The sequence below is a fragment of the Inquilinus sp. Marseille-Q2685 genome (assembly GCF_916619195.1).
GTDB lineage: Bacteria > Pseudomonadota > Alphaproteobacteria > DSM-16000 > Inquilinaceae > Inquilinus.
Map to the genome: position 1 here is coordinate 181089 of NZ_CAKAKL010000004.1, position 22811 is coordinate 203899.

17 protein-coding genes and 2 pseudogenes are annotated in these 22811 nt (G+C 66.6%); 6 read left to right on the top strand and 13 right to left on the bottom strand.

Annotation, left to right across the window (positions count from 1 at the left end; all coding sequences use genetic code 11):
* Position 1 precedes the first annotated feature (1 nt).
* The 3 genes from LG391_RS20930 to LG391_RS35070 all read left to right on the top strand — a co-directional run bounded on the left by LG391_RS20930 (position 2) and on the right by LG391_RS35070 (position 2583).
* Positions 2-970 (top strand): ABC transporter ATP-binding protein, encoded by a 969-nt coding sequence (locus LG391_RS20930; RefSeq protein ID WP_304608533.1) that lies wholly within the window; start codon positions 2-4, stop codon positions 968-970.
* Positions 967-1902 (top strand): dihydrodipicolinate synthase family protein, encoded by a 936-nt coding sequence (locus tag LG391_RS20935; RefSeq protein WP_225769986.1) that lies wholly within the window; start codon positions 967-969, stop codon positions 1900-1902. Before LG391_RS20930 ends, LG391_RS20935 begins: the two co-directional genes overlap by 4 nt.
* 390 nt (positions 1903-2292) lie before the next feature.
* Positions 2293-2583 (top strand): cyclophilin-like fold protein, encoded by a 291-nt coding sequence (locus LG391_RS35070; RefSeq protein ID WP_225770210.1) that lies wholly within the window; start codon positions 2293-2295, stop codon positions 2581-2583.
* Between the two features lie 453 nt (positions 2584-3036).
* On the opposite strand, the pseudogene LG391_RS20950 reads toward LG391_RS35070, so the two are convergent.
* The 7 genes and pseudogenes from LG391_RS20950 to LG391_RS20980 all read right to left on the bottom strand — a co-directional run bounded on the left by LG391_RS20950 (position 3037) and on the right by LG391_RS20980 (position 14346).
* A pseudogene (locus LG391_RS20950) lies at positions 3037-3989 on the bottom strand (IS481 family transposase).
* 83 nt (positions 3990-4072) lie between these two features.
* The gene (locus LG391_RS20955; protein ID WP_225769987.1) at positions 4073-6187 is read right to left on the bottom strand and encodes a beta-galactosidase; all 2115 of its coding nucleotides are present in this window, start codon (positions 6185-6187) and stop codon (positions 4073-4075) included.
* An 88-nt stretch (positions 6188-6275) separates the two neighbouring features.
* Positions 6276-8024: an ABC transporter ATP-binding protein gene (locus LG391_RS20960; protein ID WP_225769988.1), complete on the bottom strand. Its 1749-nt coding sequence runs from the start codon at positions 8022-8024 to the stop codon at positions 6276-6278.
* Between the two features lie 11 nt (positions 8025-8035).
* Entirely contained in the window at positions 8036-9211 is a 1176-nt protein-coding gene (locus tag LG391_RS20965; RefSeq protein ID WP_225769989.1) for an ABC transporter permease, read from the bottom strand.
* Positions 9211-10197, bottom strand: a complete 987-nt coding sequence (locus tag LG391_RS20970) for an ABC transporter permease (RefSeq protein ID WP_225769990.1) — start codon at positions 10195-10197, stop codon at positions 9211-9213. Before LG391_RS20970 ends, LG391_RS20965 begins: the two co-directional genes overlap by 1 nt.
* Positions 10198-10229: 32 nt before the next feature.
* Positions 10230-12338 carry an alpha-amylase family protein gene (locus tag LG391_RS20975; RefSeq protein WP_225769991.1) on the bottom strand — a complete coding sequence of 703 codons (2109 nt, stop codon included), beginning with the start codon at positions 12336-12338 and terminating at the stop codon, positions 10230-10232.
* Between the two features lie 79 nt (positions 12339-12417).
* Positions 12418-14346: an ABC transporter substrate-binding protein gene (locus tag LG391_RS20980; RefSeq protein WP_225769992.1), complete on the bottom strand. Its 1929-nt coding sequence runs from the start codon at positions 14344-14346 to the stop codon at positions 12418-12420.
* 240 nt (positions 14347-14586) lie between these two features.
* On the opposite strand from LG391_RS20980, the gene LG391_RS20985 reads away from it, so the two are divergent.
* A complete protein-coding gene (locus LG391_RS20985; protein WP_225769993.1) occupies positions 14587-15603 on the top strand; it encodes a LacI family DNA-binding transcriptional regulator in 1017 nt (338 codons plus the stop codon).
* Positions 15604-16744: 1141 nt separating this feature from the next.
* On the opposite strand, the gene LG391_RS20990 is transcribed toward LG391_RS20985, so the two are convergent.
* The gene (locus LG391_RS20990; protein WP_225769994.1) at positions 16745-17650 is read right to left on the bottom strand and encodes an AraC family transcriptional regulator; all 906 of its coding nucleotides are present in this window, start codon (positions 17648-17650) and stop codon (positions 16745-16747) included.
* A 99-nt stretch (positions 17651-17749) separates the two neighbouring features.
* Here LG391_RS20990 and LG391_RS20995 point away from each other — a divergent pair, with 99 nt between their 5' ends.
* Positions 17750-18499 carry an SDR family oxidoreductase gene (locus LG391_RS20995; RefSeq protein ID WP_225769995.1) on the top strand — a complete coding sequence of 250 codons (750 nt, stop codon included), beginning with the start codon at positions 17750-17752 and terminating at the stop codon, positions 18497-18499.
* A gap of 153 nt (positions 18500-18652) precedes the next feature.
* Here LG391_RS20995 and LG391_RS34745 read toward each other — a convergent pair.
* From LG391_RS34745 to LG391_RS21010, 3 genes and pseudogenes are all read right to left on the bottom strand, one after another.
* Positions 18653-18721 (bottom strand): annotated as a pseudogene (locus LG391_RS34745) (hypothetical protein); the annotation flags it as partial.
* 26 nt (positions 18722-18747) lie between these two features.
* On the bottom strand, positions 18748-19188 hold the full coding sequence (locus tag LG391_RS21005) for an SgcJ/EcaC family oxidoreductase (protein ID WP_225769996.1): 441 nt from the start codon (positions 19186-19188) through the stop codon (positions 18748-18750).
* 52 nt (positions 19189-19240) lie between these two features.
* Positions 19241-19891 (bottom strand): hydrolase, encoded by a 651-nt coding sequence (locus LG391_RS21010; RefSeq protein WP_225769997.1) that lies wholly within the window; start codon positions 19889-19891, stop codon positions 19241-19243.
* Between the two features lie 141 nt (positions 19892-20032).
* On the opposite strand from LG391_RS21010, the gene LG391_RS21015 reads away from it, so the two are divergent.
* Entirely contained in the window at positions 20033-20926 is an 894-nt protein-coding gene (locus LG391_RS21015; protein WP_225769998.1) for a LysR family transcriptional regulator, read from the top strand.
* Between the two features lie 532 nt (positions 20927-21458).
* Here LG391_RS21015 and LG391_RS21020 read toward each other — a convergent pair.
* Together LG391_RS21020 and LG391_RS21025 are read right to left on the bottom strand one after the other, a co-directional pair.
* Positions 21459-22370 (bottom strand): LysR family transcriptional regulator, encoded by a 912-nt coding sequence (locus tag LG391_RS21020; RefSeq protein ID WP_225769999.1) that lies wholly within the window; start codon positions 22368-22370, stop codon positions 21459-21461.
* 168 nt (positions 22371-22538) lie between these two features.
* On the bottom strand, positions 22539-22775 hold the full coding sequence (locus tag LG391_RS21025; RefSeq protein WP_225770000.1) for a hypothetical protein: 237 nt from the start codon (positions 22773-22775) through the stop codon (positions 22539-22541).
* Positions 22776-22811: the final 36 nt, after the last annotated feature.

Here is a 22811-nt window from a genome sequence, read left to right on the forward strand (position 1 = left end):
CATGGCCGAACCGCTTCTCGTCGTGCGCGGCCTGGCCAAGCATTTCGGCCCCGGCGCCTTCGGCCGCGGCCCGCTGGTGCGCGCGCTCGACGACATCAGCTTCGAGGTCGGCCGCGGCGAGGTGGTCGGCCTCGTCGGCGAATCCGGCTCGGGCAAGACCACGATCGGCCGGTCGGTGCTGCGGCTGATCGAGCCGACGGCCGGGAAGGTCGTGTTCGACGGCAGGGATCTGACCAGGCTGTCCAGCGGCGAGATGCGCCGGCAGCGGCGGCGGATGCAGTACATCTTCCAGGACCCCTTCGCCAGCCTGTCGCCGCGCATGACGATCGGCGAGATCCTGACCGAAGGCCTCGCCATCCAGGGCATCGGCACCGGCCGCGAGCGGCTGGCCAGGGCGCGGGCGGCGCTGGAGGCGGTGGAGCTGCCGGCCGACGCGGTCGAGCGCTACGCCCATGAGTTCTCCGGCGGCCAGCGGCAGCGCATCGGCATCGCCCGGGCCCTGGCGCTGGAGCCGGAGTTCCTGGTGGCGGACGAGCCGGTCTCGGCGCTGGACGTCTCGGTCCAGGCGCAGATCGTCAACCTGCTGCGCGACCTGCAGCTGCGCCTCGGCCTGACCATGCTGTTCATCTCCCACGACCTCGCGGTGGTGGAGTACATCTGCGACCGGGTGATCGTGCTGTATCTCGGCCGGATCATGGAGATCGCGCCGAGCGAGCGGCTCTACGCCGCGCCGAAGCACCCCTATACCCGCGCGCTCCTCTCGGCGATCCCGGAGCCGGACCCCGACCGGCCGCGCCAGCGCCAGATCCTGACGGGCGACATCCCCAGCCCGGCCAACCCGCCCTCGGGCTGCGTCTTCCGCACCCGCTGCCCGCACGCGGTCGAGGCCTGCGCCAGGGTGGTCCCGCCACTGGAGGAGGTGGAGCCGGGACATTTCAAGGCGTGCATCAGACAGGACGTCAGCCGATGACGGGGAGGGACACCGTGCTGCGCGGCAACTGGGCGACGCTGCTGCTGCCGATCGCCGAAGATGACAGCATCGATTTCGGCCGGCTGGCCGAGGAGATCGACCTGCTGGTCACGGCGCGGGTCGACGGCATCTATTCCAACGGCACGGCCGGCGAGCTGCACAACCAGACCGAGGCGGAATACGCCGCGATACAGAGGCTGCTGGCCGAGAAGTGCCGGGCCGCCGGCATGCCCTTCGTCATCGGCGCCTGCCAGCCGGACCCGAGCCTGGCGCGGGAGCGGGTGCGGCTGGCGCGGGATCTCGGCCCCGCGGCGATCCAGGTGGTGCTGCCGGACTGGTGGCCGGTGACCGAGCCCGAGGCCGTCGACTTCCTGGAGCTGATGACGGAGGCCGCCGGCGGAGTGCCGCTGATCCTCTATAACCCGCCACACGCCAAGCGGGTGCTGCCGCCGGACGAGCTCGGCCGGCTGGTGCGCGCCGTGCCGGCGGTGACCGGCATCAAGCTGGCGGATGGCGACGCTGCCTGGTACGCGGCGGCGAAGCAGCATCTCTCCGGCATCGCGCTCTTCGTCCCCGGCCATCATCTGGCGACGGGGATGAAGCACGGCGTCGCCGCCGGCGCCTTCTCCAACGTCGCCTGCTTCAGCCCGTCGGGCGCCCAGGCCTGGACCGACCGGATGGCCGCCGACATCGAGGGCGCGCTCGACCTGGAGCGCCGGATCTGCCGCTTCATGGACGAGCATGTCGTGCCGTTCCGCAGCCTGCACGGATACTCCAATGCCGCCTTGGACAAGCTGCTGGCGGCGGTCGGCGGCTGGGGGCCGATCGGGCCCAGGCTGCGGCGCCCCTATCGCTGGATCGACGACGCAGAGGCCGCACGCCTCCGCCCGATCGCGCGGTCGATGATGCCGGAGCTGTTCTCTGCCCCATGATGCGCCTCCGCCCTGGTGGAGGCCGGCATCTCGCCATCGCCAACAGCACAACAGGAACAGGCCGCCCTCCGCATGCGCCCGGTCGAACTCCCGCCGGAAGATCGACAGCACCGTCTCGAGGTCGGTGTAGGGTCACAGGGCCTGGAACCGGTTCATGTTGAAATAGACGTCGTCGTCGCGGATCCACTCGACCGGTAGCTCGACCATGCCGGTCGGCTCCCCGGAGCGTGGCGTCCGAGAAATCCCAGGACAGAGTCCGCATGCCCACGGGCCGCACCCGGTGATGCGCTCCAGCGTGTCGGCGGCGCGGAAATGCAGGTCGCGCTCGGCCTCCAGCGGTACCGCGGTGTTCAGCTCGTGGATCCAGCCATGAGAGCTCTCACGTGACGCCTGAACCCCGATCGCTCGGGCGCCGAGCCCTCCTGGGGACCATCCCCATCGGCGCCGCCACCCGCACGCGGAGAAGATCGCCTATCTGCCGCGGAGGCTCACCGAGGGGGCAGCGGGCCGTTCGCTCCGGGCGACTTCTGCTATTACGCCCCCTGGGGCAACCTGGCGTTCTTCTACGCCGGCTACCGCTATTCGAGGGACCTTGCGTCGATGCTGGTGTTTGCGTGGAACAGCAAAAAGCCGTCCCTGATGGGGGACGGCTTGGTGCCAGGATCGTTGGTTGCGGGATAGGCAACCAACGATTCTTGCGGTTGGTGGAGGGGCTGGCCCGCGTCTCGCCGCGTTGCCCTATCCTTCGCCGCCAGTTCGGTGAGGCTGCGCGGGCACGGGCGAAGCTGGTCCTCGAACGGCCGCCCCTGCTCTGCGATCCGGCGTGCTTCTTTTCACAGGGGCCAAATCGGAGGGCCGAGCACCCGAATTTTCGCAAAGCGTTCGGCCCGCGTCTTGAAGCTGGAATCTTTTCTCCAGGATCGTGTCCTGGGGAGTAGTGTAGCGGGCGAAGCGAGCCGCTGGTGATAGCGGCGGGTGGTCATCTGCGATTCTCCGGTAGGGTCGGGTTGCTGACACCAACCTGAGACCGAGGAACCGAAGATGACCGAGGACATGATGGCCCTGCGCGGGCTGATGGAGAAGAGCGCCGATGCCGATCTGCTGCGGGAGATGATCGGGTTCGCGGCACAGCGGCTAGCTGTGGAGGATCAACAGGTTGTCCTCGGAGAGGCCGAGGCGGCTGATGGGTGTGTGGCATTTTATTCCGCCGTGAGGCCGATGCCAGTTGTATCGGTGGAGCCAGGCAGGCATCTCGGCGGTGCGATGATTTGAGGTCGGATAGGGCTTGGCGTAGGCCCATTCGCGCAGGGCGGTCTGGATGAAGCGCTCGGCCTTGCCGTTGGTCTTCGGCGTGTAGGGTTTGGTGCGGATGTGCTTCAGGCCGAGCTTGCGGCATGCCTTGGCGAAAGCATTGGAGACATAGCAGGATCCGTTGTCGGTCATCACTCGGGCGACGGTGACGCCGAGGCTCGCATAGTAGGCCACGGCGGCCTTGAGGAAGGCGACGGCGCATTCCTTCTTCTCGTTGGGCATGACCCGGCTGAAGGCCACCCGGGAGGCGTCATCGATGCAGACATGGACGAACTCCCAGCCGATGCCGCGGCTGTTGCTCTGGCCGGTCCTGTCGCCGGTGATGCGGTGGCCGACCCGTTCGAAGTGGCCGAGCTTCTTGATGTCAGGTGGATCAGCTCGCCGGGCTTGTCGTGCTGGTAGCGCACGACCGGTTTGGGCGGCTGCAGATCCCGCATCCGGCTGAGCCGTGCCGCTCGCAGGATGCGGCTCACCGTCGTTGGTGAGACGCCGGCCTCGCGGGCGATCTGCTGGCCGGTGAAGCGCTGGTGCCGGAGGGCGATGATGCGCTCGACCGTCTCGGCCGGCGTCGGCCTGTGCAGCCGCTTGGGCCTGGAGGACCGGTCCTCCACGCCTGCAGGCCCTTCGGCCTGGTAGCGGTCGACCCACTTCTTCACCGTCTTTGCGGTTGTGGCCAAGGCTGCCGCCACCGCACTGGGGCGTTCGCCCCGCAGCACCCGACGGACCATCTCGCCTCGACCCTTCGGCGTCAGTCGGGCATTCTTGTGCACGTCCACTCGGTCCTCCTGGGAACACTGAAGCTTCGCAACCTCAGCTTCCTCGGCCCGGACCGAGTGGACAACCTATTGAAAGCTCATAGCTAGCCCAGCCTGGCCACCAGGACGTCGCGCGGCGGCACCACCACCTCGGCCTCCTGGATCCGGGCACCCTCCCCCGCCCAATGCGCCTGGCCGATCCTCAGCGTCCCGTGCCGCGCGGCGACGGCCACGGTCGAGCGCTGGGCCTCGCGCGTCGGGTTCACCACCCAGAGCACCTTGCCGCCTTCGCCATCATGGAGCCTGGCCTGCAATGCGCTGTTCGAGAGGCGCACATGCTGCTCCCGGCCGGTCCAGGCGAAGACCCCGGCGAAATAGCTCCGGTTCGCCTCGCCCGAGGTCTTGAAATAGCCGACTCCCGGATGGGTGCCGACCAGCAGCGTCCGCCCGCGGCCGTAGGTATTCTCGACCACCGCGAGCCGCCCGTCGGCGAACCGGCCGCGCTCGGTCCCGCCCGCCGGCGTATAGCTCTGCAGGAAGCCGCCGCCCGTCACGGTGTGGCCGTCATAGGCGAAGCGGATGCGGTCGCCGATGTCGGGCATGAACTCGACCTCGTCCTCGCGCACCCCGAAGACGCGGTCCAACCCGTGGTTCGGCTGCACGACGCCGACCGTGCCGCGGTCGCCGAAATAGCCGATGCAGGCCTCGCTGATCAGCGTGCCGCCCGCCTCCACCCAGCGGGCCAGCCTCTCCGCATGCGCCGCCGTCAGCATGATCGGGTACGGTGCGTAGATCGTGTCATGGGAATCGATGTCGTCGACATGCAGCCAGTCGGCCTGGATGCCGTTGTCGAAGAAGCCGCGATAGGCGCCCCACATCGCCTCGGCATAGGTCTCCGGACAGTGGCGGTGGTTGAGCAGCAGGTCCCAGGCCTGGGCTTCCGGGACGACCAGCAGGCCGATATCGCCCTTCACCGGCCGCGCCGCGAACACATCCTTCTGCTCCGGCGCGTTCGCCCATTTGGCGATGGCGCTCGCCATGTCCGAGCGCGGCGTGCGCGAGCCGTCCATGGCGTAGGAGCCGAAGGCGCCGAACAGCGGGCCGTCGAGCAGCGGCCGCCAGCGCAGGTTGAGAACGCCGGTCGCCCCAGCGGCGAAGGAGGTCATGGTCCAGACGCGGATGTCCTCCGGCTCGGCGACGCGGCCATCCTCCTTGTCGCGGCCCAGCACCTGCGGCTGCAGCCAGAGCGGGCCGCCCTGCCGCTCCGCATGCCAGAAGGGCTTGCCGCGGGCGGCGGCGCGGGTCATGTCGGCGCCGTAGAAGTTGCGCCAGGGCTGGTTGCCCTTGCGCGCCGGGACCCAGGTCATGCCGTAGATCTCGACCTTGGACGCCGCCAGCCAGTCGTCGCAGCCATTGGCGGCCATGTTCGGGATGGCGCCGGCGATGCCGTGCGCGGCGATCAGGCAGTCCCGGTCCACTGCGCGGATGGTGTCGATGCGCCATTGCATCTGGCCGTAGAAATTGTCCCGCCGGAATTCGATCCAGTCGAGGCCCTCCGGATAGGCGGCGATCTCGGCCGGCGGCTCGATGTCCTCCCATTCGGCGTAGGAGTAGCGGTGCCAGGCCTGGGCCAGCGTCTCGAGGTCGCCGTATTTCCGCTTCAGCCAGTCGCGGAAGGCGGCCTTGGCGTGGCTCGAATAATCGACATCGGCGGCGTAGTTGACCTCGTTCCAGACGTCGTAGCCGAGCAGCGCCGGATGCCCCTTGTAGCGGGTGGCGAGCGCGGTCAGGAAGGCGCCGGCCGCCTCCTTCACCTCGGGGCAGTTCATGGTCAGCGCCCCTGCCCCGCCGCCATTGTTGGCGAAACCGCCGACGGCGGCGCTGACGCCCATATTCGAGGTCAGCGGCCGTCCATCCATGCGAACCTGCCGGGCATGGGAGAATTTGCGATAGGCCCAGTCGGGCACCGTGTGGGTCAGTTCGGCGATGATGGTCTTGAGGCCGTTCTCGGCCGCCAGGTCCATCTGCCGGTCATAGTCGTCCCAATCATAGACGCCAGGCCGGCGCTCGATGACGCTCCACATGAACCAGTGGCGGAAGATGTTGAGCCCGTCCTCCGCTGCCGTCCGGTAGTCCCGCGCCCAATCCTCGCGCGGCGGGTTGGACTTGCGGAAATAGACCGCTCCGAACGGGATCTGCGGGACCTTGTCCGTGGCCATGGGGCGCTCCTTTCGCGCAATGCTCGTCCTTCGGCGGGCGCGGCCTGCGCCCGCCGCGTCAACCGGCGGCGTGATGATCCCTCGGGCGCTAGCTCGTCCTGCGGGCCGAGGCCTCCTCGGGGGTGAAACGGGTTCGGTGCATCATCCGCTTGCGGCGGGGATCGGGGTTAGGCACGGCCGAGATCAGGCTGCGGGTATAGGGCTCGCGCGGCGCGGTGCAGATCTCCTCGGCCGGGCCCATCTCCACCAGCCGGCCGCGGTGCATCACCGCGACCCGATCGCAGAAATAGCGGACCACCGAAATGTCGTGCGAGATGAAGACGAAGCTCAGGCGCAGCCGCCGCTGCAGGTCCAGCAGCAGGTCGAGGATCTGCGAGCGGATCGAGACGTCGAGCGCCGCCGTCGCCTCGTCGGCGATGACGATGCGCGGGTCGAGCGCGAGGGCGCGGGCGATGCCGATGCGCTGCCTCTGCCCGCCGGAGAAGGCGTGCGGATAGCGCTCCATCGCGAGCGGGTCGAGCCCGACCAGCTCCATCAGCTCGGCGACCCGCCTGGTCAGGGCCGCACCGCGCGCCGTCCCGCTCACATACAGCGGATCGCCGATGATCTGCTTCACCGTCATGCGCGGGTTCAGCGAGGCGAAGGGATCCTGGAATACCAGCCGGACATCGCGATGGAACGCCTTGAGTCCCGGCTTGCCGAGCGCCGTCACCTCCACCGGCCGCCCGGCGCCGTCGACATAGGTGATGCGGCCGGCGCTGGGCTCGACCGTCCGCAGGATCAGCCGGCCGAGCGTGGTCTTGCCCGAGCCGCTCTCACCGACGATGCCAAGGTTCTCGCCGGGGAGGAGATCGAGGCTGACATCGTCGACCGCCGTGATGGCATGGTCGCCGCGGCCATAGACCTTCGACACGTTGCGCAGCGACAGCACCGGCGAGACCTCGCCGAGTTCGGTGCTCGCCGGCCTGGTGAGCGCGCGCCGGTTCTGCTCCAGCTTCACGGTCGCGTTCAGGAGCGCGCGGGTGTAGGGGTGCCGCGGGTCGTGGAAGATGGCGTCGGCGCTGCCGCGCTCGACGATCCGGCCGTAATGCATCACCGCCACCTCGTCGGCGATCTCGGCGACCAGCCCCATATCGTGGGTGATCAGCAGCATCGCCATGCCGCGGCTGTCCTGCAGCCGCTTGATCAGGTCGAGGATCTCCGCCTGGGTGGTGACGTCGAGCGCCGTCGTCGGCTCGTCGGCGATCAGGATATCGGGGTCGCAGGCCAGCGCCATGGCGATCATCGCCCGCTGGCGCATCCCGCCCGAGAACTCGAAGGTGTAGCGGTCGACCATCCGGTCGGGATGCGGGATCTCGACCTGGCGCAGCAGGTCGATGGCCGTCTCGCGCGCGGCCTTCTTGCCGAGCCGGCGGTGCAGCCGCAGCGCCTCCACGATCTGCGAGCCGATGGTGTGCACCGGCGACAGCGAGCTCATCGGCTCCTGGAAGATCAGGCCGATCCGGCCGCCGCGGATCTTCAGGAGGTCCGGGCTGCGTTCCGCAAGCCCGGCGATGTCGATCTCGCTGCCGTTGCCGCGCAGCAGGATGCGGCCGCCGACGATCCGGCCGTTGCGGTCGATGATGCGCAGCAGCGCCCGCGCCGTCACGCTCTTGCCCGAGCCGCTCTCGCCGACGAGGCCGAGGGTCCGGCCGCGCTTCAGCTCGAAGCTCACCTCCCGCGCCGCGTGGAGGATATGGGTGCGCAGGTTGAAGTCGAGGCTGAGCCCTTCGACCCGCAGCACCACGTCGGCCGTGTCGGCAGCCGAGGCGGGCCGGTCCGCCGTGATGAGTCCCATCGCCGCCCCCGTCATGAATCGTAGGGGTCGGCGGCGTCACGCAGGCCGTCGCCGAGGAAGTTGAAGGCCAGCACCGCCAGGACAACCGCGCCGGCCGGCCAGACCAGGAGCCATGGTGCGCCGGCGATGGTGCGCACATTCTGCGCCTCCTGCAGCAGCACGCCCCAGGAGACCACCGGCGGCTTCAGCCCGATACCGAGGAAGGACAGCGCCGTCTCCGCCACGATCATGGTGGGGACCGCGAGCGTCACCACCGCGAGGATGTGGCTGGTGAGCGAGGGCAGGATGTGCCGGAAGATCAGCCGCCGCTCGCCCGACCCGTCCAGCCGGGCGGCGGTCACGAAATCCTCGCCCCGCAAGGCGTAGAACCGGCCGCGCACCTCGCGCGCCAGCCCGGTCCAGCCGAACAGCGAGACGATGAGCGTGATGACGAAATAGACCTGAAGCGGCGACCAGGTGAGCGGGATCGCCGCCGCCAGCCCCAGCCAGAGCGGGATGGTGGGCATCGAGCTGATCACCTCGATGATGCGCTGGATCACCATGTCCACCGCGCCGCCATAGAAGCCGGAGAGGCTGCCGAGCGTGACGCCGAGCAGCAGGCTGATGCAGACGCCGATGAGCCCGATCGACATCGAGACCCGGGTGCCGTAGATCAGCCGGCTCAACAGATCCCGGCCGAGCTTGTCGGTGCCCAGCAGATACATGGTGTCGCCCGGCCGCACCGGCCCGACGAGATGCCGGTCCATCGGGATCAGGCCCCACAGCCGGTAGGCCGGGCCCTTCACGAAGAGGCCGATCGGCACGACCTTGGCCTCGTCCGTGACATAGCTGCGGCGCAGCGACGCCTGGTCCACCTGCATGGAATAGCCGGTGACATGCGGCAGGAAGCGCGAGCCGCCATCGGGGTCGGCCGCGAAGAAGCGGATCTTCTGGGGCGGCGCGTTGGTGAATTGCGGCCGCGCGGCATCGGGCAGCGCCGGGGCCAGGAACTCCGCGAAGGCGCCGATCAGATAGAACAGCAGGATGACGACGCCCGACGCGACCGCCACCTTGTTGCGGGCGAAGCGCCGCCAGATCAGCGCCCACTGCCCGGCCGCGGCGATCTCGCCCGACTTGGTCCCGGGCTTCAGGAGGGTGATGGCGGGTGCCGTCTCCGCCGGCCCGTCGATGAAGATGTGCTCGCTCATCAGGTGAACCGGATCCGGGGGTCGAGCAACGCGAGGAGGATGTCGGAGACCAGCATCCCGATCAGCGTCAGCACGCCCATCAGCAGGATAAAGCTGCCGGCCAGGTACATGTCCTGCGAGATCAGGGCCCGCAGCAGCAGCGGCCCGGCCGTCGGCAGGTTGAGCACGATGGCCGTGATCGTGGCGCCCGAGATCAGCTCCGGCAGCACCCAGCCGAGGGCGGAGACGAAGGGGTTGAGCGCGATGCGCACGGGATAGCGCAGCACCGCGCGGTGTTCGGGCAGGCCTTTGGCCTTGGCGGTGATCACATAGGGCTTGTTCAGCTCGTCGCTGAGATTGGCGCGCAGGATCCGGATCAGCGCCGCGGTGCCGTGCGTGCCGATGATGATGATCGGGATCCAAAGATGGGCGAGGAGGTCGCCGGCCTTGGCCCAGGACCATGGCGCGTCGACATACTCGGGGGAGTAGAGCCCGCCGACGCTCTGGCCGAAATACCTGTAGGAGAGATACATCAGCGTCAGCGCCAGGATGAAGTTCGGCACTGCGAGACCGAGAAAGCCGAGGAAGGTGAAGCCGTAGTCGCCGACCGAATGGCGGCGCATGGCCGAATAGATGCCGATCGGCAGCGATACGGCCCAGACGAAGAGCAGCGAGGCGAGCGAGATCGCCAGCGTCGAGCCCATCCGCTCCCAGATCAGGTCGGCGACCGGCCGGTTCCATTCGAAGGAATAGCCGAAGTCGCCGCGGAACAGGATGCCGCTCATCCACTTCCAGTACTGCAGCCAGACGGGATCGTCGAAGCCGTAGATCTCCCTGAGCCGCGCCACCTGCGCCGGATCCACGTTCTGGCCGGAATCCGTCATCATGGCGATCATCGAGGTGAGATAATCGCCCGGCGGCAGCTGGATGATCAGGAACGCGATGATCGACATGCCGAGCAGCGTCGGCACCATGTAGATCAGGCGTTTGATGACGTAGCGCAGCATGGCCGCCCGCGTCTCCTTCCCCTGTTTCTTCTTCAGGCCCAGGTGATGTGCACCGCCTCGACTAGGTCGATCTTCGGCACGATCACGGTCACCCGGCCCGCCTTCACCTTCGCCTCCGCCATCTCCCCGGCGACGAGCAGCCGCGCCCCGGCGAAGGAGCGGCCGGTGGGGATGGCCACCGAGACCTCCTGCCGCCCCACGGGATGGATCTCCCGCGTCGGCCCCTTCATCATCATCGGGTTGGTCAGGTTCTGCAGCGCGACCACCAGTTGGTCCTCGCCCTCGCGCACGGCGACATCCAGCACCGACCGGCCGGTCACCTCGACATCCGGCCGCTTGCTCAGCGCCCAGCGCACGGCGTTGGCGATCAGCCGCTGGTGGTCGGCGGCCAGCACCTCCCAGAAGATGCCGCCGATGTTCCAGGGGATGTAGACCGTCCGTCCACCGCCCGGGTGCCGGCGCGCCACCACCGCGGCGCCCCGCGGCTCCTCGCGCGGATAGACCTCCTCCATCGGCAGGTCGGGGAAATCCGGGACATACAGGAACGGCACCTCGGCATCGGCCGCGGCCTCGACGCCGATCAGGCGGGTGCCGCCGATGATGCGCGCGGCGCCGTCATAGCCCTCCGCGATCGGATGGCGGCCGTTCAGCGCCACATAGCTGTTCTGGACGCCCGCCCGCGGCGGCCTGGTCACCGTCACGCCCAGCAGGTCGGCCAGCGCCAGGGTTCCGCGCGGACGGTTGTCCTCATCGCGCATCGAGGTCTCATGGGCCGCGACCACGCTGCCGCCGCGGGCGACATACGCTTCCAGCGCGGCGCATTGCGCGTCGGACAGGCAGGTCGCATTGGCCAGGATCACGACCTTGAAGCGGTCGAGCCGCTCCGGCGTCATCGCCTGGTCCGACAGCATCTCGAAGGGCAGCTTCTCCTCGACCAGCGCCTGGTAGAAGCCGAGATCGTCGGCCTCCGCCGCCTTGCGCGTGTCCGGCCCGTGATGGCGCAGCGTGGTGGCCGGATCGATGATCGCGATCTCCGCCGCCGGCACGGTCGCCGCGAACACCGGCTCCAGCGCGGCGTGCAGCCCGAAGCCGTCGACCACCGGCTCGACCCAGCGCCTGTCCGGCACCGTGCCGTTGAACTTGGTGAACCAGGGCAGCATGCCCTGCACCACGCCGTCGAGCATCCACGACCGGATCTCCGGCCCGGTCGTCACCGCATCCTTCCAGCGATATTTCTCCTCCGGCCCGATCGAGGTGATCAGCACCACCGGCCGGTCGCGGAAGGTCGCCCGCATGCGCTTGCCGTTGCGGCCCGACAGCCAGACCGGTTCGGTGCCGCGCCGGCCCTGGTCGTCCACGACCAGGAACGGGCAATGCTTTTCGATCAGCTTCAGATCGAACTCCATCAGCGACACGCCGCCCATGTTCGGGATGAAGCTGGTGTTCGGCTTGATCGCCTTCATCGCCTCGTCCCATTCGACCACGAGGCGGCTCAGCACCGTACGCCGCCAGGCCGTCCAGGCCAGCCAGGCCGGATCCTCGGGATCGGCGTCGCGCGGCAGGTCGTGGCCGGACGCGTCGCGGAAGTTCCGCCGGCAGGTCTCGCAATAGCAGACGCCGTGCCCCTGCCAGCGATTGGCGAAGATCGCATCGATGTCGTAGTCGCGGGTGATCTCGCGCACCACCTGCGGCATGAACTCGAAATTGTAGTCGCTGTAGGCGCAGGTGACCCAGACGCTGGGATAGGCCCAATGCCGGCGCCGGTTGCCGTCCCTGTCGACGGCGATCCATTCCGGATGGGCGTCGGCCGCGTCCTGGTGGATGGCATGCGGATCGACTCGCGCCATGACATGCATGCCGAGCCGGCGAGCCCCCTCCACCAACGTGCCGAAGGGGTCGGTGTCGCCCAGATATTGGCTCACATAGTGGAACGGCACCTTGGAAGGGTAATAGGCGATGTACCCCCCGGCGCTGAGGCAGGTCGCGTTCGACTTGCTGCGCCGGAACAGGTCGATCCAGAACTCCGGATCGAAGCGGATCGGGTCGTCCTCGGCGAGGGTGAGTTGCGCCCAGCGCGTCGCCGACCGGTACCAGTCGGCTGTCCTCAGGCCCCCGGCCGATGGCGCAACGGTGTCCGGCATGTCTCGCTCTCTGTCTTTCGGTCGAGGGATCCGGTGCCGTCCCATGGGCGGATCCGGAAGCGATCAGGGACGTGGCCGGTCAGGCCTTGAAGAACTGCTCCGGCCGCGCCGGGCCGGGGGTCGGCCAGCCGAAGGAGTTCGGCATGGTCTTCGGCACATTGACCATGTTGGTCTTGACGATGCCGTAGCTGTCCGGCGGCAGGCTGACACCGAAGGTCATGAACAGGTCCGCAGCCTTTTCGAGGATCTGCCGCATCAGCGTCTTCTGCTGCTCGGGGTCACCGGTGGCCAGCAGCTTCGTGTAGAGATCCTGCTGTGCCTTGATCTCCGCCGGCGGCTCGATCGCGTCCGGGTTCTTCGGGTCGAGATAGTAGAGCGACCAGCCCGGGGCATAGAGCGAGTTGGTCGAGAACGGCACGAAGTAGCGGGCATCGAGCATCGCGGCGATGCCGCTGTTCGCCCCGAACTGATGCGCCGTCGCATCGAAGTCGCGCCCGCGGCGCACCCGCGTCTCCCATAGCGAGCGGTCCATGCTGCGCACCTGGGCGTCGATGCCCACGGCCTGGAACATGGGAACCACCAGCTGGAACATGTCGAGGAAGGTGGTGCGGGTCTGGTCGAGCTCGAAGATGACCGTCCCCCGCCGGCCGCTCTCGTCGGTCCGGTAATTGTCGCCGTCCCGGTTCGGGATCAGCTTGTCCAGCATCGCATTGGCGGCGTCCGGATCATACTGCGTGAAGTCCTTGGCCAGCCGCTCGACATAGAGCGGGTCGTCCGGCCGGATCGAGGCCTGCGCCGGCTGGCCCTGCCCGACGAACACGGCGTCGATCAGCGCCGGGCGGTCGATCGCGATGGACAACGCCTGGCGGAACTCCCTGGTGTTGAACAGCTTGTTCTTCACCGGGTCGGTGTGGTTCAGGTTCAACTGGAAGACCATCACATTGGCCGCGGTCTCCTTCAACGTGTAGAAGCCGTAGCCGCCCTTTTCCTGGCCGTCGAACAGCACCGGCTTGTTCGCCGGCGTGGCGATGTACTGGTCCATCATGTCGATCTCGCCCTGCAGCACCTTCAGCAGCAGGACTTCGGGATCGGCCACCATCTGGTAGACGATGCGGTCGAAATAGGGCAGCTGCGTGCCCTCCGGATCGACCTTGAAGTAATAGGGGTTGCGGACTGCTAGCGCCTGCTCGGTGCTCTGCCCCGGCGCGACCGTGAACATCCAGGCGTTGAGCGTCGGCCGGCTCGGGTTCTGGAAGAAGGTGTTGTCGTCGGACAGGCCGATCTCACGCTGGAACAGCGCGATCCAGCTTTGCAGCCCCTTCTCCTTGGCCAGCTTGTCGGCATCCGGGTTGTAGCGGGCGTGGAACTGCTGCAGGTAATGCTTCGGCGTGCGCGTCAGCTGGTCCTGCTGCGCCCAGGCGAGGTTCTGCACGAAGAAGCCGTTCGGCGACGGGAAAACGACCTTGAACGTCGTCTCATCGACCACCTCGATGCGCGCCGGCTTGCCGTCGGCATACCACCAGCTGTTGCCGCCAGTATTGGTGTCCTTGTCGGTGAAAAAGGCGTCGTACCAGAACTGGACATCCTCGGTCGTGAACGGATGCCCGTCCGACCACCTGTGACCCTTGCGCAAGCGGAAGGTGTATTCGGTGGCGTCGGCATTGACGCTCCAGGACTCCGCCGTGTTCTCGACCAGGCCGGACCAGTCGGGGTTGAAGCGGACCAGGGGCTCGTAGCCCTGATAGCGCACCACCATGGACAGCGACCCGCCGCCGACCAGCGCGTGCTTCCAGTCGCCGCCCTGTTGGCCGGCGCGCTCCAGCGGCGTGATCACCAGCGGGTTCGCCGGCAGCCGCTGCGCGACGGGCGGCAGCGTGCCCGCCGCCACCTGGTCCTTCAGGAAGGCTGATTCCTTGATCTCGGCGGCGCGGCCCAGCCCGGGCAGCGCGAAAGACGCGGCTGTGGCGGATGTGGCGGCGATGAAAGCCCTGCGGCTCAGCTTCACCATGGGTCTCCTCCCCAATGTCCGGCCTGTTATGATCAGCCGTTGCAATGAGATGCTTGCATGGACGATTTTGTTAGGTAAAGCGTTATGATAGAGAAATTTCACCACCGCGAATCGGATCCAAAACGGCATGAAATGATGAGATCAACCGATACCGCACCATCGATGCACATTCAGACAAAACTTTTTTGAACCGTTATGGGCCGATGCTAGAAGGGATCGGGCCTGGAAAGAGGATCAGCAATGGCCAAGGTCACGCTGGCGACGATCGCGCAACGCACGGGCCTGTCGAAATTCGCGGTGTCGCGCTCCCTGTCCGGCAAGGACGGCGTCTCTGACGAGACGCGCCGTCGCGTCCAGGAGGCGGCGGCCGAGCTGGGCTACGCGCGCCCGAGCCCGGAGCCGGAGCTGCTGACCCTCGGGGTGATCTTCCACGACACCGATCTGATCAACAGCGAGCTTCACCTGCTGATCCAGAACGGGGCCCAGTCCGAGGCCGAGAGGCTGGGCTACCGCCTCAACATGCGCTGGACCCATGAGCCCGACGAGATCCAGGCGATCGTGCGATCCTGCAGCGGCGCGGTCCTGGTCGGACCGCATGACCGCGAGACCTTCGCCCGCGTCCGGGCGCTGGGCAAGCCGATCGTGCGGCAGGGCTGGCTGGAGCCCCTCGAGCAGGCCGACCATGTCGGCGGCACCGACCACGAGGCCGGATCCGCCGTCGCCAACTACCTCCTGGCCCTCGGCCACCGCCGCATCGTCTATGTCCACGGGACCCCGGGCTTCCGCGGCCGCGTCGAGCGCTTCTACGGCGTGCGGGAAGTGCTGGAGAAGCAGGCCGATGTGGAGTTCCGCGAGATGAGGTTCCAGGCGGACTCGCGCTTCACCGAGCATCTCCGCGCCGCGCATGCCGAGGGATTTCACCCCACCGCCTTCTTCTGCGCCCATGACGGGCTGGCGCTGACCGTGGTCTCCGAGCTCCTGCGGCTCGGCTACCGGATTCCGGAGAACGCTTCGGTGGTCGGATTCGGGGACTATTCCGCCGCGACCCAGATCTCGCCGCAGCTGACGACCGTCAAGGTCTTCGGCCAGCAGATGGGGGCTGCCTGCGTGCGCCTGCTCGACGACCGGATCCAGGGGCGAATCCCGTCCGATATCCCTGTGCGCGTGCAGATCACCAGCCGCATCATCGAACGCGCCTCCTGCGGCCCGAGAAGCCTGTCGGAGGCTGCCGCTCCGATCTTGCCGGCCCTGGGCTAGGCAGGTTTCGGGCGAGACATCCCATCGCGCCCCAGTAAGCCGACGTGCGATCGTGCACGCCATCCAGAGCGGGCGGGACCGGAGGACGCACGTTCAAGCCATTGCGCCGCGGGCGGCGACTGGCCACAGGCTTTCGACCCGTCCAGACCGGATGCCGACATACCAGTCCAGCGGTCGATCGTCGAATCGCAATGGCCGGGCAACAGGCGCAGTTCTCGCCGAGCTTAAGCCGGGCGGCGCCGGGCTCGACCGCCAGCCTTCCATGCTTGTCCAACGGCCCTTCGTGGCGGATGCCGTCGCGGCCCCAGACCGTGAATGCCGCAGAACGCGGAGAGCCCCGCCTTTTTGGGGCGGGGCTGTGTCTCAGATGTCGATCTGGATGGAGTTATAAAGAGGTGGTTGCGGGGACAGGATTGACCGCCTTCGGCGTTGCCTTCCGGCTCGCGTTGCGAGCCTGCAGGCCGAACCGACAGGATCATTCACCGATCCCCACAGTCAGATAGCCAGACGCCCCGTCCGGAGAACGGGGCGTCTGGCTATCTGGTTGCGGGGACACGCAACCACCTACGCTCATGCCCTCTGGTGTACGATCATCGGACCGCCAGCCCGGCCACAGCGACGGTCAACCCCTCGATACAAGCCGACTGCGCGGACTGATGAGTTCAGCGCCGACGTTGCCCTTAATGCCATGTCGGGAAGCCGGCAGCGAACGGCTTCTAAGTAGGCCCAATGGCACAGTGACGGCCCCTGCCCCACGGCTGCAAAGGGTGAAAAGCAGACAAGAGCTCGATCGCTGAGAAAAGGCCGGTCGGTCGCGGCGGCGTTGAGAGGGCAACCCGAAGCAAGGTACGGAGGGTGCCCCGCTTGATCGAATGACGTTTCGAAGACGACCGATCCCCTTCGAAGGGAGCCTTCACCTTTTCGATCGGCCAGACTCGGCGGATCGACGCGCTGTCGGGCGGGAAGGACTTGGCGCTCGACTACGAGGCGCTCAACGATCGCCTCGTCCTCGCGCTCGCGGCCCGGGATGCGGGCTGTGCACCCGCGACATGACGGTTTCGATCCGCGAGCAGGTGCGGCGGCGGCCCGGTTCGCTAGGACGTTGATGCCGGGCGCAGGCCTAGAAAGCTCTCCGCCGCCGCTATACCGCGAGCATCTCCCGGGCATATCGCGTCGGCGGCACCCCGACATGGCGGGTGAACGCGGTGCTGAACGTGCTCGCAGAGCCGTAGCCGACTTGCGCGGCGACATGCTCGATCGCCATCTCTCGCGTGCGTAGCAGCCGCTTGGCGAGCGCCATGCGCCAGGTCAGCAGGTATTCGATCGGCGGCAACCCGACGATGCGACTGAAGCGCGCGAAGAAGGCGGACCGCGACATCGCCGCCTCGGCGGCGAGATCGGCCACGGTCCAGCCGTGCGCGGGCCGCGCATGCATGGCCCGCAAGGCGGATACCAGGCGATCGTCCGACAGCCCCCGCGCGAGGCTCGGCACCGATAGGATGTCTGCCCCGCACCGCAGCGCCTCGATGAGCAGGACCTCGAGCAGCCGCTCCAGCACCAGCTCCCGCGCCGGGCGGGCGTGGCGCGTCTCGTCGCCCACCAGCTGAAGCAGCAGGGCAAGCCGCGGCTCTTCGCGGGCAACGATCATCGCTGGCAGCAGCGAGACGAGCAGGGCTGCATCGGGCGAGGCGAAGCTGCAGACCCCGACCTGCATCCTGAGATTGACCGGCTCGCCGGGCCGCCCGACCCGAAATCGCCCCTCACCGATCTCCGTCGGCGTCATCCCGATCCCGTGCGGCGGTGCCTCGATGCTCTCGACGACATGATCCTTGGTCACGGGCGACAGCACGAAATCGCCCTTGCGCACGATGATCGGCGGCCGGGCGGACGATACGACCCGACATTCGCCCTCTAGTACCGCGAAGAACACCGGCTTGCCCTCGATGTCGCGGCGGAGGCGCCACCGGCCGGCATATTCGACGAGCTTGGAATAGCTGGCCGAGGGTTGGAGCAAGGTGACGATCTCGGCAAGCGGGTCAATGGTCATAACAGGACTATCGCAAATGTATCACGGACTCTTGACCATAGGTGGTCTCACGGCCTTTCGCCATATCCCGGTGACCGCCAACCAACTCGGAGTGCTTCCATGCCCACCGTCCTCATCACCGGTTGCTCCTCGGGCTTCGGCCTCGAAACCGCGAAACTGTTTTTCGAGAAGGGCTGGAAGGTCGTCGCCACGATGCGCCAGCCCAAAGCCGACATCCTGCCCGCATCCGCCAATCTCGTCGTCCTGCCGCTGGACGTCACTGATCGGGGCAGCATCGCACGCGCGCTCGGACAGGCCGGTGAGATCGACGTGCTGGTCAACAATGCGGGGTTCGGCGCCGCCGTGCCGATCGAGTTGATCGAGCCGGAAACGGCGCGGCAGCTATTCGAGACCAATACGCTCGGCACGCTGACGATGCTGCAGGCGATCCTGCCCGGCTTTCGCGAGCGCCGTCGCGGAGTGGTCATCAATGTCACGTCGACGGTGACGCTCAAGCCGCTGCCGCTGGTCAGCGTCTATCGAGCGAGCAAGGCGGCGATGAACGCGCTTACCGAGAGCCTCGCGGTCGAGATGGAGCCGTTCGGCGTGCGTGTGCATATCGTGCTCCCCGGCCGCTCGCCGGAAACGAACTTCGGCAACAACGCCATGCCGCATTTGCGCGGGCTCGATAATCCCGACTACAAGCCGCTGATCGAAGGCATGATCGCCCGTTTCCGCGACGACAACGGTCCGGTCACCCGTGCCGCCGATGTGGCTGCGGCGGTCTGGCGGGCCGCCACCGACCCGCACGCGCCGCTCAGGATCCCGGCCGGCGAGGACGCGGTGCAGTGGATGGCCGAGGCTGGATAAGCACGGCCCGGCGTAGAGTGCCCACCGCAACGGCACGCTCAATGATCCCGAAGCCCTCGAAGATCTCCTGAGTGCGGGGCTGGACGCTTTGCCGTGAGAACCGGCAAAAGATTCCGCCAGCTTATCGATCAGGCGGCAGGACACGCCCCGGCGGGCAAGGTCGATGGCAAGTGTGAGGCCTGCCCTCCCGGCGCCGCAGATCAGGACATCCACTTCACCCACCTGAGCGGCCGGTCACATGGGCGCCGTCACCGAGGCGGCGGGAGCGTCGACGCAAAGGAGTAACGGGCTATCTTCCACTGGTCGTCATCGCCCTTCTTGAAGACGAACAGTTCGTGGTTCGCGTCGGGCACGCGCTGCTTGATGGAATGTACAGTCACGAATCCACTCGAGTTTGTGCGCACGAACGCCCAGTCCGACGCGAGCTGCACGATCTCCGCCACCGTCAGTTCGGTCTCGAAGGCGATGGCCTGGAATATGCCGTTGTAGGCGGCCCGGATGGCATCGGTTCCAACCGCCGAGGGGCTGTTCGGGGCCATGAAGACGCCGTCCGCCGTGAACACGGTTGACACCGTGTCGACATCCGAGCCGTTCAGCGCAGTCTCGTATGTTTGCAGTGCGTCTTCGATCTCAGCTTGCGCATCAGCAACGCCTGCGAGCTGCCCTGTCGTTTTCGAGAGCCTTTTCATATGGTTGCGTGCTCCTGCATTTCGGACGATCTCGTCTTGTCACCCAATTCGGTCAGCCTGCCTGGCCGACTGGAGTGTTGAGCAGCTGCTGCTCCCACAGATAGGCCATACCCGCGCCACCACAGTGGTCGACCAGGATGTCCGGCAGAAGCGCGGCCGTGTCGAGGCGCGCCCAGTCGCGCTGCCACTCCGAACCCACCGCCATCCACGTCATCATGTTCACGCCGCCCGCGATCATGCGCTGGATCGCAACCTGGTGCGCCTCGACTGACGCGCCACCGCAGGCGTCGGTGACCACCGTCACGTCCCAGCCTTCGCCGGCCGCATGGATCGCCGGCATCGCGACGCAGACCTCAGTCCACAGACCGGCGATGATCAGCTGCTTGCGGCCGGTCGCCTTGACCGCATCGACAGTCGGCTTGTCCTCCCAGGTGTTGATGAAGGTGCGGTCGATGACCTTCTGATCGGGGAAAAGGTCAGTCAGCTGCTTGAAAAGCAAGCCGCCACGACCCGCGATGACGCTGGTGAGGATCGTGGGGACCTTGAAGGCCTTGGCCATCTTCGCAAGCGCCACTGTGTTGTTCACCACCGCCTGCGGGTCGTGGCTATTCACGTTCGCGAGCTGATAGGGCTGGTGATCAATCAGGACGAGCACCGAGTCCTCGGGTCGAAGGAGCGAGTCAAGGCCGTTGCGGAAGGTCATGGCGTTTCTCTGCTGGATTGTTACGGAGATCTTGAGGGATTTCGGCTGGGTCGAAGTCACCGACCGAGGTGTTGCCATTCCTTCTTCCGGCGCGGTAGCGTCGCTTGCCGAGGTGCTGTGTCGCAGATTGGGGAACGCCGAGTGGACATCGATGATCTTCGGACGTTCGTCGAAGTGGCTGATGCAGGCGGGGTCACGCCCGCCGCCCGCAGGCTCGGCGTATCCAAATCGATGGTCAGCCGGCGGCTCGTCCGGCTCGAGGCGGAACTGAGCGTCCAACTTCTCGCCCGGTCGACACGCGGCGCGTCACTTACCGAAGCGGGAGCGACGTTCCGGGACCATGCCGCGCGCGTGGTCGCCGATATCGACGCCGCCAGGGAAACAATCCTCCCGGCGGGCGAGTTGCGTGGGCGCCTGCGCATCGCGGCGCCGCTGTCATTCGGGCCGACGCATTTCGCGTCCGTCCTCGCCGAGGTGGCGAAGCGCCATCCCGAGCTGCAGGTGCATGCGAGCTATACGGACCGTTTTGTCGACCTCATCGCCGAGGGGTTCGACTGCGCGATCCGAGTGGGCAAGCTGACCGACTCGAACCTGATCGCGCGGAAGATCGGCCCGCTCCATGCCAAGTACGTCGCGACGCCGGCCTACATCGAGAAGCACGGATCGCCGGAGACGCCCGAGGAACTTGTGAAGCACGAGGCGTTGATGCAGGGCACGGAGACATGGCCCGCCCTGGACGGCGACCGGGTCATCGCAATCAGGCCGCGAGGACGGTTCAAGGCCGACAACGGCGCCGCCCTCGTCGCTGCCGCGCTCGCCGGGATCGGCGTCGCAATTCTTCCCGTCAAGCTTATCCAGGAGCATCTGGACTCGGGCGCGCTGGTGGAAGTGATGCCACGGTATCCCGTTCCCGCGCTAGGCATATACGTCGTCCGCCCCCCTGGACTTCCGTCGCGCAAAATCCGGGTGCTCATCGAGATGCTGATCGAATGCTTCGGACACCACTCGGAAGAGGCGAAAACCGCGCAGGCCTGAGCTCAGGTGCGTCGCGCGCCATTGCAGTTCGCTAGGTCAGGTTGTTCCGGCGAGAGCCTGGGAAGGGGCTCGTTCGTGGAGGCTACAATGGGCGCGCTGGAGTTTGTACCAGGTGATCCATCGTGGCAGGTCGGCAGCTCTGCGCTGGAACGGTCTCGATCCTGGATACCCTGGTATGACGGATCTCACGTCAGTCCGCTTTCCGCCCATCGCGGCCGGCCGGGCTGACGGCTGGGCGCGCGAATGCGGTCGTCGACCTCCTCGCTACAAATCGGCGACCGCCCTGACCTGAGGGCCGTCTCCGGCTCGCACCGGACGGGGCCACTCTGGGTGGCGCCGGTCGATCACGAAGGCGAGCTCATGACGATGCCCGCCCGCGACGTGGACCGCGTCCGCAAGATGCGGGTCGTCCAGGGCCAAGTCCTCATGCACATGCTCGAGGTGTCCGGATCGCTGGTGGGCCAGACCCGGGCCGCGAGCAGGGTGGCGGCGGCTGCGATGGAGTATGGACGCCAACTCTTGGCAAGCCTGCTCAGTATAATTTCTCGAAGACTCGCTCAGCGATAAAGTCGATGAATGCACGAACTTTCGGAAGCCGCGCCGACTTTGGAGGCCAAACAAGCGAAACACTGCCGCGTTCGTCCGTGTAATCCGCAAGGACGGTCTGAAGACGCCCCGCCGCGATGTCCTCTCTTACGAGATAGCTTGGCGCCTGAATAATCCCCAACCCACCAAGTGCAGCGGATGCGAGTGCCTCGCCATCGTTCAAAATGATGGCAGGCTTGATCGGCTTCGTCTGGTGTGAATTCTTAAACGCCCATATCTCAGGCCGACCGGTCGTAGGAAAACGATATTGTATACAACAATGCTCATGGAGCTCTGCTGGACTTTGAGGGATCCCGTGCTGAGCAAGATATTCAGGCGAGGCGCACGTGATGAACGTGTGCGGCCCGATCCTTCGCGCGCGCAGCGTCGAATCGTCCAGTTCACCAAGTCGTAGCACCACGTCATATCCACCTTCGATGATATCGACCTTTACGTCATCGAGGCTGACGTCGGTCGTCACGTCAGGAAAGCGCGTCTGAAAATCGCGAAGTGCAGGCATAATGACTTTGCGTCCTAACACCGTAGGCACGCTTATCTTGAGGCGACCTCGCGGTGCTTTCTGGAGAAGATGAAGCTCTTGCTCTGCATCTTGTAGATCTTTCAAAATTCGCGCGACATATCGATACAGGACGTCGCCTTCGCCGGTCACGGCTAGCGATCGGGTTGTACGGTTCAGTAATCGCAGACCTAGACGCGATTCAAGCCGCTCCACCGCTTTGCCAACGGCTGATGCGGATAGCCCAAGCCTTCTCCCTGCGGCCGCAAAACTTCCGGTCTCCACGGCCACCGAAAAGGCGACGAGAGCGCTGAGGGACTCAATTGAAAGGATTGCCGACATTATGTCCGGTATGATGCGACTGATACCCCCGTTTCGTCAATTGCCGCGATCCTCCACAAAGAGAGTCAAGAACGCGCTGACGCAGATCATCGCCGAATCGTCGAGCTAAGCTTCGGGGAAGTTACCCATGTCCCACACTCACTCAGATGTCCTTCCATCGTTGATCGCTCAGCGCGTCGGATAACGGGTCAAGCGGGCAATGGCATGGGTGCGGCAGGCGATATCTGAACGCTTGAAAAAGACGGTGACGGTTTGGCTCGCCGTCTTTCCCATCGTCCTCCTGGTTGTCTCACTTACGGGCGACTGCATGAAGGGCTGGCCACTGCCGCTACGGGCGCTCGGCGCAACGCTCATGATAGTGCCGATCGTCACCAATATCAGCGAGCCTGCTGTCCGGACGGCCATCGGGATATTCCAACAGTCCCGTCTGCGGCGGGAATC